Source organism: Microbulbifer maximicatervae (SeqCode) (genome assembly GCF_052466985.1).
In genome coordinates this window covers 3,845,248-3,858,609 of record NZ_CP174298.1, presented here as the reverse complement: position 1 = coordinate 3,858,609, position 13,362 = coordinate 3,845,248, and the positions used below count along the sequence as shown (strand labels likewise).

Sequence of the window (13,362 nt, the reverse complement as noted above, 5' to 3'; positions counted from 1 at the left end):
TTTTATCGAATAATTAGGACTGCTTACTCAAAGTAAATTCCCACCCAGATGTCATAGATATGACCCTGAGTAGGAGAGAGTTTACTCTATCAAAAACCTTCCAGGACTATCTTTCCTTTTGCAGCCTGGGATTCGATAAGCTGATGCGCTTTTAAAAGATTGTTTGCGTTTATTTTCCCAAAATTCTGCCCCATAGTGGTTTTAATTAATCCCTGGTCAATTAATTCCGCAAGTTCATTCAACAGAACATGCTGGGCAACCATATCCTCGGTAGAAAACAGCGCGCGAGTAAACATAAACTCCCAGTGAAGAGACACACTCTTCTGCTTCAGTGCCATAACATCCAAGGAGGCGGGGTCGTCAATCAAACCAAACTTCCCTTGAGGTCTGATACTTTTGATAATTTCCGCCAAGTGCTCTTCGGTATTAGTGAGGCTAACGACATAGTCGACGCCATCGATGCCTTCGCGGCTTAACTGTTCGCTAAGAGACTGCCGATGATTGATCACATGGTGGCTTCCAAGCTCTTCAAGCCAGCTTTTGGTTTCGGGGCGGGAAGCAGTACCTATCACAGTCAAATTGGTCAGACGACGGGCCAACTGGATCATAATCGAACCCACGCCACCAGCGGCACCAATGATCAGCAGTGACTTGTTGTTTGCCCCTTTACCCACCGCAACTTGCAGGCGGTCGAATAGCATTTCCCAAGCGGTAATCGCAGTGAGAGGCAGCGCCGCTGCCTCGGCACAGCCAACCGTCTTGGGGGCAGTACCAACGATTCTCTCATCCACCAGCTGGTACTGGGCATTGCTGCCCGAACGGGAGATATCGCCCGCATACCAAACCCGATCGCCAACCTTAAAGAGTCCCGCTTCCGGGCCTACCGCTTTCACTATGCCCACAGCATCCCAGCCAAGTACCTTCCACTGACCGGTATCCGGGCTGGCCCGCTGCCTCACCTTAGTATCTACCGGGTTAACTGAAACGGCCTGTACTTCTACAAGCAGATCCCGGCCGGAGACTTGCGGTATGGGGAGGGTTATATCCTGTAGCGCTTCTTTATCACTGCTTGGCAGAGACTGTTGATAACCGACGGCCTTCATCATCAGTTTTATCCTTTTCCAAATGGGGTAACTAGTGTGAAGGTATCTTAAAAAGGAATATCCACAGGAAAAACTGCCTTCTCGCAGAAGCTGTTTCAATTATTTTTTTAAATTCCAGTGTCTATGGATAACTCTATCCACAGTTATCCACAAAGCTGAACTAGGGCACGGGGAAATGGCTATCTGTGGAAAACTTGAGAAGAAATTTACTCACCAAGGCATTAAATCTTTGCGCTGCTTCCAGAAACAGGAAATGGCTTCCTCCTTCCGCCACATCAAAGATCTCAAGCCTGGAACCCGCAACTTGCTGGTGAATCCACTGCTGGCACTCTATTGGGTGTGGACTGGCACGACCGAAAGCCACTAGCGTCGGCTTATCAATCCTGGGGATAAAATCCCGCCAGTCCTTTGTTACGTTATCCACAAAAAGCTTTGCAGCCCAGCGACGGGGACACTGCAGGTTAACCGCAACCAGCTCATCCCGTTGGGTTTTCCCCATTAAAGGCGTGACCATAGACATAAGAATTTGGCGGGTGGCCTCAGCACCTTTTTTTCCAACCAAGTTATCCACAAACTGGAAGAGGCTCTCCGGGGTCAGTATGCCTCCAGCTGCCAATCGCTCCGCTTCACTCCAGGCGGGATCTGCCAGTAGACAGGGGGGTTCATCGATTAGCACTAGTGCACTGACCCTATCCCCACCAAACATTTCCAGGTAGCTCCATATCACCGAGCAGCCGGCGGAGTGGCCGAGTAAATGAAGGGGTTCCTGTTGCAGACTTGAGATCAGCTCTTGCAAGTCCTTGGCGAGGCGGGAAATTCGATAGCCATGATTGGGCTTGTCAGACTGACCATGACCACGCATATCCAGCGCGATCACACGAAACTGATCGCTGAGCCCTGCGAGCTGATGTTTATACAACACCGCCCCCTGGGACCAGCCGTGTAGCATCAATAATATGGGGCCGCTGCCGGCCTCTAGATAGCGCAGGGTGACGCTATCAGAGGTAGTAAATTCACACAGCTTTACTCGCTTGTGCATAAACCTTTTGCGGCAGGTGAACGGTTATTCAACCGTGACTGATTTAGCCAGGTTTCTGGGTTGATCCACATCCGTACCTTTTAGCAACGCCACATGGTAACTCAATAGCTGCAGCGGCACGGTGTAGAGAATCGGCGCCAGACTCTCTGGGGAATCTGGAACTTCCACCACGGTAACACCTTCTTCACTGGTAAATCCGGCCTTGGGGCTGGCGAAAACAAACAGTTGCCCACCCCGCGCACGGACTTCCTGTAAATTGGATTTGAGTTTTTCCAGCAGCTCATCATTGGGGGCAACGACAACCACGGGCATATCGCCGTCCACCAGTGCCAGGGGGCCGTGCTTCAATTCGCCGGCGGGATAGGCCTCTGCGTGGATATAGGAAATTTCCTTCAGTTTTAGAGCGCCTTCCAGAGCAATGGGGAATTCGACACCACGCCCCAAGAAAAGCGCGTGATTCTTCTCTGCAAAGGCCTTGCTGGTGTTTTTAACCACCTTATCCAGACCGGTAAAACTCTCCATAAGCTCAGGTAACTGGTGCAAGGCGCTGACCAGTTCAGCTTCACGCTCCGCCGACAGGCCGTTGACCTTGGCGAGGGCGATACAGAACAGTTGTAATGCTACCAATTGGGTCGTAAAGGCCTTGGTTGAGGCCACACCAATCTCAGGGCCCGCCTCAGTCATTAGCGATAGCTCAGATTCTCGCACCAATGAGCTATTGGGCACATTGCAGATGGTCATGGAGGCCAGGTAGCCCAGGTCCTTGCCCTGGCGCAGGGCGGCGAGGGTATCGGCCGTTTCCCCGGATTGGGAAATACTCACAAACAGCGTTCCCGGACGCACCACTTTCTTGCGATAGCGCAGTTCACTGGCCACTTCCACCGAGCAGGGAATACCGGCCCAGTCCTCCAGCCAATAGCGGGCTACCATGCCCGCATGGTAACTGGTGCCACAGGCTACTATTTGTACCTGCTGCACCTTGGGCAAAATCTCCTGGGCGCGGGCACCAAGGGCCTGGGCCAACACTGAGCGCTCACCGATACGGCCCGCCAGAGTGGCTGCAACCACCTGGGGCTGCTCGAAAATCTCTTTCTGCATAAAGTGGCGATAGCGCCCTTTATCGGTAGCTTCATGACCGCCGGTCAATTTGTGCACCGGGCGACTGACTTCCTCTCCCAACTTGTCTCGAACTGCGATGCCACCGCGACGTACTTCCGCCACATCGCCCTCTTCGAGGAATATAAAGCGATCAGTCACCTGGCGCAGGGCCATGGGATCAGATGCAATAAAGTTCTCTTCAATGCCCACCCCCAGGACCAGCGGACTACCAGAGCGGGCACAGGCCAAAACTTCTGGCTCTTCATGACTAACAACCGCGAGGGCGTAGGCACCTTCCAGTATATGCGTGGCTTCAGTCACTGAGTCGACCAGGCTGCGGCCCTCGGCACTTAATGAGTGAATAAGGTGAACCACAACTTCAGTATCGGTTTCAGACTCAAACTCATAGCCTTTTCCCTGAAGCTCTGAACGCAATTCCTGATGGTTTTCGATAATGCCGTTGTGAACCAGAGCGATATGGCCAGACAGATGGGGATGGGCATTTTCATCGGAGGGAACACCGTGGGTAGCCCAACGGGTATGGGCAATGCCAATATGACCCTCGGCGCTCTCCTCACTTAATTTGGCTTCCAAATCTGCGACCTTGCCCAGGCTTTTGCGCAATTGCAGCTGGCCATCTCCACTGCTTAAGCAGACTCCGGCTGAGTCGTAACCGCGATACTCCAAGCGGCGCAGCCCTTCCAGAAGAATCCCCGTCACATTGCGCTGTGCCAGCGCACCTACGATTCCGCACATAATTATTTCCTCATTAACCTGGGAGTCTCGCCGCCCATTAACATTTCAGGCTGAGCGCCTCTGCTCCTGTCTTCAGCGGCACAAATGAGCTGGATACCCAGCTGCTCCAGTTTTTGGCCCACGGCATCCGCCAGGCCATCATCAGTTACCAGGATATCGACCTGCTCCCAGGACAATTCCAGATTGGGAATCCGCTTCCCCACTTTACTGGACTCCGCCAGTACAACCACTTCCCGCGCAACTTCCGCCATTACGCGGGAGAGGCCAATTTGTTCATTAAAAGTACAGGTACCGCGTTGCAAATCGATTCCATCGGCACCAATAAAAGCGCGATCGAAGTCGTATCCCCTCAGTACCTGTTCTGCAACCTGCCCCTGGAAGGCCTCAAAGTGTGGGTCCCAGGTGCCTCCGGTCATCAACAGCGTCGGTTCGTTTTCAAGTTCGCGCAGTGCATTGGCCACATGCAGCGAGTTGGTCATCACCACTAGGCCGCGCTTGCTTTCAAGCTCAGGAATCATTGCCGCCGTGGTGCGACCGTAATCGATCACAATTCGATGGTGATCCGGTATCAGTTCAGCAGCGGCTCGACCAATGGCCCGCTTGCTCCCTGAGGGCCCTTCTTCATTGACCAACTCCCTCGGCACTGGGATAGCACCACCGTGGCGACGCAGCAACAAGCCGTGATTTTCCATTGCCGTCAGATCCTTTCGAATCGTAACTTCCGAAGTTCCGAACTGCCGCGCCAATTGCTCGACACTGGTCTCTCCTACTTCATTTAGCAAGTGGAGAATGCCGTGGCGGCGCTGTTGGGTGTTACGTTTGGACATAGGTATACAAGTTTCGTTTCGAAACTTAAAGATAGCAAAACGAAACTAAAGTTCCCACAACTTTTATCAATAACCATTACTCAACTGATTAGATACCGGTATAGGACTCACCAGGCTGTTAGAGGGACAAAGTTTCCAACATTGCCTGAAGAAAGCGCGCCAACTCTCCACCGGTAACGGCCCGGTGATCGGCACTGATAGAGAGAGGGAGTAGGGGGCGAAGTGCCGGCCATCGATTGACCACCACAACTCCCTGGCACACCCGCCCGGCACCGACAATGGCAACAGTGGGCGGCATGACTACCGGAGTGGCATAACGACCGGCTATGGAGCCGAAGTTGGAGAGAAGTATGCTTGCCCCCTGAAGGTCTCGCTGGGCGATCCCGGTCTCGCGGGCCTGGTGTTTAAAGTCCGCCACCTGCTGGAGCAGATCTTCATCAGTACGCTGGGCGACATCCCTGAGTACCGGCACATAAAGCCCTCGTGGAGAGTCCACTGCCAAGCCAATATTGATACTGCCCTGTGGCGCAAGCTTCTCATCCTGATACAGGGCATTGAGGGTAGGTTCCGCCTCACAAGCTTCCTGTACTGCACGAATCAATCGCAGCAGCGCCGGAGCACTACCCCACCAGTTGGAAATATCCGCATCGTCACACAGCGTTATCTGCTTTACTTCATCCCGCGCTCGGCTCATGGACAAACCCATTGCGCGACGTGCAGGCGTCATGACTTCAGACTTATAATCGAATTGAGGGGCAACGGCTGTAGTTTGTTCGGCAGAAGCGCGGGCAGGTGATGGATGCTGCCCCTTCGCCACAGTTTTGGCCTTTGCTCCCGGCCCCGCCGCAGTGCGTACCTGAGCTTCCGTTACCAGTGCACCCGCAGGTGATATTGACTGTAAATCTACCCCCAAACGCCTGGCCAGGGCCCGTACTCTCGGGGTGGCCAGTCGCTTCAAGCCCACCTCCGGCCCCCGCTCAGCCCCCAACACACCTTGCCCTTGCTCTATTTTTCCCACCACCGTGCCGCTGTCGGCCCGAGGACTAATCTCTTGTTCCGATTCTTCAGCTTTAGTGGGCGGGCTTTCAACTGCGACTTCTCCCTCGGCCATAAATCCCACCAGGGGATCGCCAACATTCACAGTCTCATCCACTGCCGCAAATAGCTTCTCAATAGTGCCGCCCCAAGGAGCCGGCACTTCCACCAAGGCCTTAGCGGTTTCCACTGTCACCAGAGTTTCATGGGCGGCTATGGTGTCTCCCTCTTTGACATGCCACTCCCGCACTACCGCATCGGGCAGACCTTCGCCGAGATCCGGAAGGGTAAAAGTCTTCATTGTGGCCCTCCGTTGGCGTAGTCCAGCACTTCCTGTACGGCCGACAAAATACGCGGCACTCCGGGTAGATACTCATCCTCCAGTTGATAGTAGGGCATCACCGTATCGAAACCGGTCACCCTCTGTACCGGTGCCTTTAAAAGATCGAAGGCATACTCATTAATCTGTGCGACCAACTCGGCACCCAGGCCACAGAACCTGGCCGCCTCGTGCACAACGACACAGCACCCGGTTTTCTCCAGGGAGTCTATTACCGTGTGGATATCCAGGGGTTTCAGAGTGGCCGGGTCGATAACCTCAGCCTCTACCCCTTCCTCTGCGAGCTGCTCTGCGGCTTGCAGGGTCTCTTTGAGGGAAGCGCCCCAGGCAATAAGCGTAATATCGCAGCCCTCCCGCAACACAAAGGCGCGATCCAGCGGTAGAGCTTCACCAGAGTCGGGCACTTCCTGACGAACTGCTCGGTAAATACGTTTAGGCTCCAGGAAAATTACCGGGTCCGGGTCTCTAATCGCCGCCAATAGTAAACCGTAGGCCCGTGCAGGAGAGGAGGGCACCACCAGGCGCAGACCTGGAATATGGGCGAACAGGGCCTCGGTGCTCTCGGAGTGATGCTCCGGTGCATGGATTCCACCTCCATAGGGGGCCCGGTAGACAATCGGACAGGAGAGACGGCCGCGGGTGCGATTGCGATAGCGCGAGGCGTGGCTAAGGATCTGATCGAGACCGGGATAGATAAAACCCATAAACTGGAATTCAGCCACCGGTCGCAGGCCCTGCACCGCCATACCGACAGCCATTCCGGCAATCATGGTCTCGGCCAGGGGGGTATCCATCACCCGGTCCCGGCCAAACCTGGCCTGCAACCCCTCGGTAGAGCGGAATACGCCACCGTTCAGACCAACATCTTCACCAAATAGAACCACCATCGGGTCTGCTTGCATCTCGTAAGCCAGAGCCTGGGTGACAGCCTCGACCAAAGTTATCTCAGCCATTAGCTATCTCCCTGCAACTGTTGATACTGCTCCAGAAAAGGCTCCGGCAACTTTGCATAGAGGTGGTCGAATATTGCTGTGGCGGCATCTCTGGGGGTTTCCCGGTAGATGTGGACCGCTCTCTCCAGCTTCTGGGTCAGCTCCCGTTGCAGCTCTTCTTCCTGTGCATCATCCCAGGCACCGCAGTTTTCCAGGTAGGATCGCAGGCGCTGCAGAGGCTCTCGGGACCAGGCTTCACTGACATCTTTTTTGGGCTGGTAGCGACTGGCATCATCGGCGGTGGTGTGGTCACACAGGCGATAGCTGATCGCCTCGATCAGAGCTGGGCCAGCACCACTGCGCGCCCGCTCCACGGCATCACCCACCGCCTCACGAACGGCAATCACATCGTTGCCGTCTACCTGCAAGCCGGGTATTCCGGCGGCAATAGCCTTCTGTGCCAGAGTCTTACAGGCAGTTTGCTCATCTCGCGGTAGGGAAATGGCCCATTGATTGTTGTTGATCACTATCACTAAAGGCAGGTGCCAATCCCCAGCCAGGTTTATCGCCTCGTAAAAGTCTCCCCGCGAAGTAGATCCATCGCCGCCGGTCGAAACAGCGACGCGCATGGGTTCACCGAAATGCTCATGTTTATATTTCAGGGCAAAGGCTACACCGGCACCGTGCAACATCTGGGTGGCTATAGGCACACTCAAGGGCAAATCTTCGCGGCTATGGCGAAAGTTCTGCCCCCGCTCATCGCCCCCCCAGATTGCGTAGATCTCCTCGATAGTAACGCCCCGCTCCAGAAGAGCGCCTGTCTCCCGGTAATTGGGGCAGTAGATATCCTCTTTGGCCATGGCGGCTGCGAGACCAACACCAATAGCTTCCTGGCCGAGGCTGGAGGGATAGGTGCCAAGTTGACCGGTACGCTGCATTTTTACCGCGCGATCATCCACCATACGAGCCAACGTCATCTGGCGGTAGTAAGCAATCAGGGTATCCGGGGTGGCAAATTCCGGTAGGGCTTGGGTCGTCTGTCCCTGTTCATCCAAATATTGCAGCGAAGCAATATCAAAACTGGCAAGCAGCTGTAATCTGGGCTTGTGCATCGGGCCATTCCTTTTGTTCCCGAAGCGCAAGTTTAATGGATAGGGTGGCTATCAACAGGCGTGGAGAGGGAAGGCCCGCCGGAATTATAGTTTCCGAGGGGCAACCCAATTACGGTAAGGGTTATTTAGCTTTTCTTGGTCGGACGCTGCCAGCCGTTAATATTGCGCTGCTTGCTACGCGCTACCGCCAACTCTTTGCTCCCCACAGCCTGGGTAATGGTGGAGCCAGCACCCACTGTGGCTCCGGCGCCCACAGTTACTGGGGCTACCAGAGCTGTGTTAGAACCTATAAAGGCATTGTCGCCGATCTCGGTCAGGGACTTGTTCACACCGTCGTAATTACAGGTAATGGTGCCAGCACCGATATTGACCGCTTCGCCCACCAGGGCATCACCGACATAAGAGAGATGATTAACCTTACTGCCCTCACCAATTTTGGCTTTTTTGGTTTCGACAAAGTTACCCACCTTGGCACCGGTGGCCAGCTCTGTGCCCGGACGCAAACGTGCAAAGGGACCAATAGTGCAAGCCTCACCAATCTCAGCGCCTTCGATAATGGAATTGGCCTCTACCTTGGTGCCATCTGCCAGGCGACAGTTTTTTAGCAGGCAATTAGGTCCAATTTGTACCCCCTTACCCAGTGAAACTGTCCCTTCGAAAATGCAATTGATATCAATAGAGACATCGGTATCGCACTCCAGGCTGCCGCGAACATCTATACGCATGGGGTCCAATAAAGTCACCCCCACATTCATAAGACTGGTCGCATGGTTATGCTGCAAAGCGCGCTCCATCTGAGCCTGCTGCGCACGGCTATTTACTCCCGCCACTTCCAGCGGATCACTGGCAATTACTCCCGTTACAGGAATCCCCTCACTGACCGAACGACCGATAATATCGGTCAGGTAGTATTCACCTTGAGCATTGTCACAGGACAACTCCGGTAACCAGCGAGCCAACAGTGCTCCAGGAGTCGCCAAAATGCCGGTATTGACCTCACGGATAGCCAGGGTATCCGCATCGGCATCCTTTTCCTCTACGATCGACTGCACACAGCCGCTGTTATCCCTCACTATGCGCCCGTAACCGGCGGGATTGGCCATTTCAACTGACAGCAGGGCAGGTCCGTGATCCGCTGCCGATAGCAGTGATTGCAAACTGCCGGCCCTGACCAGAGGCACATCGCCATAGAGCACCAAAACGGTAGCTCCCTCGCGGAAATGGGGCACGGCCTGGGCAACTGCATGTCCGGTACCCAATTGCTGCTCCTGCTCCACAAACCTGACACCACGATCAGCGAAGCGGTCACGTATCAGGTCTGCACCATGCCCGATTACTACAGTAATCTGCACCTCTCCCAACAACATGGCGGTATCAATTACCCGCTCAAGCATGGGAATACCGCCAATAGGATGCAGCACTTTAGGCAGGTCAGAGTGCATGCGGGTGCCTTTTCCGGCGGCCAAAATAACAACATCGATAGTCATAACGGGTCGATATTCCAATCGTCTACAAAATTTGAGTGCATTGTGGCCACTAGACCCGGTTTACTCAAGCGAACAACAGTTCGCCCCGGGGCCCTGGTATTCAACGCATTAAGATTGCTGCGCCGCTTTGATCCCGGTAATTTACCCCCTGTGAAATCAACCGGTTACTCAACCCAACAAAACAAATATAGCCGCCAAACACAGAATCGGGCGGAGGGATATTTCAATGAACACCACCAAGCAGAACAAGCCGCGCCGCCATTTGTTGGCTCTGACTGTCCTGGCACTGACCCTGCCGATGGGTGCTGTGGCAGAAGCCGAAAGCGCTCTCGAAGCTACCAAAGAAAAGAAAGTAGAAAAGGCAGAAGCCCAACCCTGGGATATCAACAAGCCACCCTACGAATTCAAACCGATCCAGTTGGACACCCGCGAGACCACCTGGAGCAACCTGGATATCAGCCCAGATGGCAAAACCATCCTGTTCGATATGCTCGGCGATATCTACACAGTGCCGGTAGCAGGCGGCGAGGCGGTAGCCCTGACCAATGAAATCGCCTGGAATATGCAGCCGCGCTTCAGCCCAGATGGCAAGACCATCGTGTTTATCAGCGACCGTGACGGCGCCGACAACATCTGGTTGATGGATCGCAATGGCGACAACCTTCGCCAGCTCACGACAGAGAAGGAAAACTTGCTGCACTCGCCCAACTGGAGCCCCGATGGCCAGTACCTGGTAGCGCGTAAAGGCTTTATGTCTGGCCGCAGTATCCCCGCCGGTGAAATCTGGATGTACCACTACGGTGGGGGTGAAGGTCGCCAACTGAAAGAGCGCATCGGTGGCGATATCGCCCAGAAAAATATTGCCGATCCGGCCTTCTCCCCAGATGGGCGCTATGTCTATTACTCCATCGATACCACCCCCGGCACCGTGTGGAAGTACAACAAAAACTCCACCCAGGAAATTTTTGCCATCAACCGCTATGACCTCCAGGATGGTGAAGAGGAGACCTTTGTCTCCGGTCCCGGTGGCGCAGTGGCACCTGCACCATCCCCGGATGGCAGTAAACTGGCCTTTATTCGCCGCCAGGACAACCAGACCTCCCTATTCCTGAAAGATTTGGATACAGGACTGGAAACACCGGTTTACTCCGGCCTCGAACGCGACCTGCAGGAAATCTTTGGCCCCCATGGCAACTACGTTCAATACGATTGGATGCCCGATGGTGAATCATTGGTCGTTTGGACTGGCGGAAAGTTCCTGCGCATCTCCATCAACGGCGACAGCGTCGCACCGATTGCGGCCCATGTGAAAGTTGAGAAACAGGTAGCAGATGCGGTGCGCTTCCCGGTAGACGTAGCGCCGGAAACCTTCGATGTGAAGATGATCCGCTGGGCGCAGAAATCCCCCAACGGCAAGCAAGTCGCTTTCCAGGCATTGGGCAAGATTTATATTCAGGATATCGCCAGTGGTGAGCGCCATCGTCTGACCCGCCAGGACGACCACTTTGAGTTCTATCCCAGCTGGTCCCGCGATGGTCGCGAGATCACCTATGTCTCTTGGGACGACCAAAACCTGGGCCATGTGAGGGTAGTTTCCGCTCGCAACGGTCGCGGTAAAAACATCACCAAGCAGCCAGGCCTATACGTTGAACCAAGCTTTTCTCCAAGTGGTGACGCAGTGGCCTACCGTCGCTTTACCGGTGGCTATCTGCTCAGCCCTGAGTACTCCCTGGAACCGGGCATTTACCTGGCAGACGCCGACGGCGACTGGCAACGCCGGGTCGTGAAGTCTGGCTATGAGCCTCATTTCGGCGCCAGCGAAGATCGTATCTACTTCTCCGAGTACCAAAACGCTGACGGCGGCAAGCGCGTGCTGAAGAGCACCAACCTGGAAGGCAAGGATGAGCGCGAGCACCTGCACGGCGCTGAGATTACTTCCTTCCGCCTGTCTCCAGACGGCAAGTGGGTTGCCTTCACCCAGGACTTCAAAGCCTTTGTCGCGCCCTTTATGCATACTGGCAAATCCGAGGTTATCGGCCCCGATAGCAAAGCAGTCAAAGTCACCCAGGTATCCAAGCGAGCCGGTGAAAACCTGCATTGGTCTGCCGATAGCGACACTTTGGGCTGGGCACACGGCCCCAAACTGTTCGAGCGTGAACTGAAGGACGCCTTCGAATTTATCGCCGGCGCTCCGGAGGAACTGCCAGAGCCAGTTTCTGAAGGCATCGACCTGAGCTTTGAACAGTCCTTCGACAATCGCGCAGGCCTCGTTGCCCTCACCGGCGGCAAGGTTGTCACTATGCGTGATGCGGAAAACACCCGTGAAATTATCGACAATGGTGTGGTTCTGTTCCGGGGCAACCGCATTGTCGCCGTGGGACCCGCAACGGAAGTGGAGATTCCCACCGAAGCGAAGCGTATCGATATCACCGGCAAAACCGTTTTACCGGGGCTTATTGACGCTCATGCCCACGGTGCTCAGGGTCGCGAAGAAATTATCCCGCAGCAGAACTGGAACCTGTTCTCCAGCCTGGCATTTGGAGTGACTACTATTCACGACCCCTCCAATGACAGCAGCGAGATCTTCTCTGCCGCTGAAATGCAAAAGGCCGGCCTGATTACTGGGCCGCGTATTTTCTCCACCGGCACCATCCTCTATGGCGCCAAAGGTCCAGGCTACAAAGCCAAGATCAACTCCCTGGAGGACGCTCAGTTCCACGTGAACCGCCTCAAGGAAATGGGCGCCATCTCGGTGAAGAGCTACAACCAGCCCCGCCGCGACCAGCGCCAGCAAGTGCTGCAGGCAGCCCGCGAAGCCGGCATTATGGTAGTGCCCGAGGGCGGCGGTAAGTATCAGCACAATATGAACATGATTGTGGACGGGCACACCGGTATCGAGCACTCACTACCGATCGCCAATGTCTACGGCGATGTGGAGCAGCTGTGGAGCCAAACCCAAGTAGGTTATACACCGACCTTCGTCGTGGCCTACGGCGGTCTCTGGGGTGAGGAGTACTGGTATGACCGCACGGAGGTATGGAAGAACGAGCGCCTGACCCGCTTTACCCCCGATTTTATCGTTAACCCCCGCTCTATCCGTCGCCCCACTGCGCCGGATGCCCACTACAACCACTTTAATGTGGCCCGTCAGGCCAAGCAGCTGCGCGACGAAGGTGTCACCGTACATATCGGCGCCCACGGCCAACGCGAAGGGCTTGGAGCCCACTGGGAAATGTGGATGATGGAGCAGGGCGGCTTTACTCCCTGGGAAGCCTTCCGCGCCGGTACCATCGATGGTGCCCGCTACTTGGGTATGGACGGTGATATCGGCAGCATTGAGGCTGGTAAGCTGGCTGACCTGATCGTGGTTGACGGCAACCCCTTGGATAACCTGCGCCTGTCAGAGAACATTACCTACACGGTAATTAATGGCCGTGTGTTTGAGGCGGAAACCATGAACGAAGTAGGGGCTAGCGAACGCTTGGCATTCTTCCACGAACGCCTGCCTATCAGCGCTATGCCCGCTCCTACGGCAGAAGCGGTACAGGAGAAGATGGAACGCCACCACTGGGTACACTAACCTCAGGCACAAACTGAGATGCAAACAAAAGGCCAGGGACAAACCTCCCCGGC

Annotated in this window: 9 protein-coding genes; 1 reads left to right on the top strand and 8 read right to left on the bottom strand. The window is 55.0% G+C overall.

What is annotated here, in order from left to right; translation table 11 throughout:
* Positions 1-89 precede the first annotated feature (89 nt).
* From ACJJI3_RS17020 to glmU, 8 genes are all read right to left on the bottom strand, one after another.
* A complete protein-coding gene (locus tag ACJJI3_RS17020) occupies positions 90-1,106 on the bottom strand; it encodes a zinc-binding alcohol dehydrogenase family protein (RefSeq protein WP_444940376.1) in 1,017 nt (338 codons plus the stop codon).
* A gap of 157 nt (positions 1,107-1,263) precedes the next feature.
* Positions 1,264-2,142 (bottom strand): alpha/beta fold hydrolase, encoded by an 879-nt coding sequence (locus ACJJI3_RS17015; RefSeq protein WP_444940375.1) that lies wholly within the window; start codon positions 2,140-2,142, stop codon positions 1,264-1,266.
* A gap of 24 nt (positions 2,143-2,166) precedes the next feature.
* Positions 2,167-3,996 (bottom strand): glutamine--fructose-6-phosphate transaminase (isomerizing), encoded by a 1,830-nt coding sequence (gene glmS / locus ACJJI3_RS17010; protein ID WP_444892405.1) that lies wholly within the window; start codon positions 3,994-3,996, stop codon positions 2,167-2,169.
* 2 nt (positions 3,997-3,998) lie between these two features.
* A complete protein-coding gene (locus ACJJI3_RS17005) occupies positions 3,999-4,823 on the bottom strand; it encodes a DeoR/GlpR family DNA-binding transcription regulator (protein WP_282930591.1) in 825 nt (274 codons plus the stop codon).
* 118 nt (positions 4,824-4,941) lie between these two features.
* On the bottom strand, positions 4,942-6,159 hold the full coding sequence (locus ACJJI3_RS17000; RefSeq protein ID WP_444940374.1) for a dihydrolipoamide acetyltransferase family protein: 1,218 nt from the start codon (positions 6,157-6,159) through the stop codon (positions 4,942-4,944).
* Entirely contained in the window at positions 6,156-7,151 is a 996-nt protein-coding gene (locus ACJJI3_RS16995; RefSeq protein ID WP_444918629.1) for an alpha-ketoacid dehydrogenase subunit beta, read from the bottom strand. Before ACJJI3_RS16995 ends, ACJJI3_RS17000 begins: the two co-directional genes overlap by 4 nt.
* Positions 7,151-8,242 carry a pyruvate dehydrogenase (acetyl-transferring) E1 component subunit alpha gene (gene pdhA, locus ACJJI3_RS16990; protein ID WP_282930588.1) on the bottom strand — a complete coding sequence of 364 codons (1,092 nt, stop codon included), beginning with the start codon at positions 8,240-8,242 and terminating at the stop codon, positions 7,151-7,153. The genes ACJJI3_RS16995 and pdhA overlap by 1 nt, the downstream gene beginning before the upstream one ends.
* A gap of 125 nt (positions 8,243-8,367) precedes the next feature.
* Complete coding sequence (gene glmU / locus ACJJI3_RS16985; protein WP_444940373.1) at positions 8,368-9,729, bottom strand: bifunctional UDP-N-acetylglucosamine diphosphorylase/glucosamine-1-phosphate N-acetyltransferase GlmU; 1,362 nt, start codon at positions 9,727-9,729, stop codon at positions 8,368-8,370.
* Positions 9,730-9,955: 226 nt separating this feature from the next.
* On the opposite strand from glmU, the gene ACJJI3_RS16980 reads away from it, so the two are divergent.
* Positions 9,956-13,309 carry an amidohydrolase family protein gene (locus ACJJI3_RS16980; protein WP_444940372.1) on the top strand — a complete coding sequence of 1,118 codons (3,354 nt, stop codon included), beginning with the start codon at positions 9,956-9,958 and terminating at the stop codon, positions 13,307-13,309.
* The last annotated feature ends 53 nt before the right edge of the window (positions 13,310-13,362 follow it).

What these genes read in the sequence shown, in the direction of transcription:
- ACJJI3_RS17020 (WP_444940376.1), bottom strand. Translation starts at nt 1,106, where the DNA reads ATGATGAAGGCCGTCGGTTATCAACAGTCTCTGCCAAGCAGTGATAAA.
- ACJJI3_RS17015 (WP_444940375.1), bottom strand. Translation starts at nt 2,142, where the DNA reads ATGCACAAGCGAGTAAAGCTGTGTGAATTTACTACCTCTGATAGCGTC.
- glmS (WP_444892405.1), bottom strand. Translation starts at nt 3,996, where the DNA reads ATGTGCGGAATCGTAGGTGCGCTGGCACAGCGCAATGTGACGGGGATT.
- ACJJI3_RS17005 (WP_282930591.1), bottom strand. Translation starts at nt 4,823, where the DNA reads ATGTCCAAACGTAACACCCAACAGCGCCGCCACGGCATTCTCCACTTG.
- ACJJI3_RS17000 (WP_444940374.1), bottom strand. Translation starts at nt 6,159, where the DNA reads ATGAAGACTTTTACCCTTCCGGATCTCGGCGAAGGTCTGCCCGATGCG.
- ACJJI3_RS16995 (WP_444918629.1), bottom strand. Translation starts at nt 7,151, where the DNA reads ATGGCTGAGATAACTTTGGTCGAGGCTGTCACCCAGGCTCTGGCTTAC.
- pdhA (WP_282930588.1), bottom strand. Translation starts at nt 8,242, where the DNA reads ATGCACAAGCCCAGATTACAGCTGCTTGCCAGTTTTGATATTGCTTCG.
- glmU (WP_444940373.1), bottom strand. Translation starts at nt 9,729, where the DNA reads ATGACTATCGATGTTGTTATTTTGGCCGCCGGAAAAGGCACCCGCATG.
- ACJJI3_RS16980 (WP_444940372.1), top strand. Translation starts at nt 9,956, where the DNA reads ATGAACACCACCAAGCAGAACAAGCCGCGCCGCCATTTGTTGGCTCTG.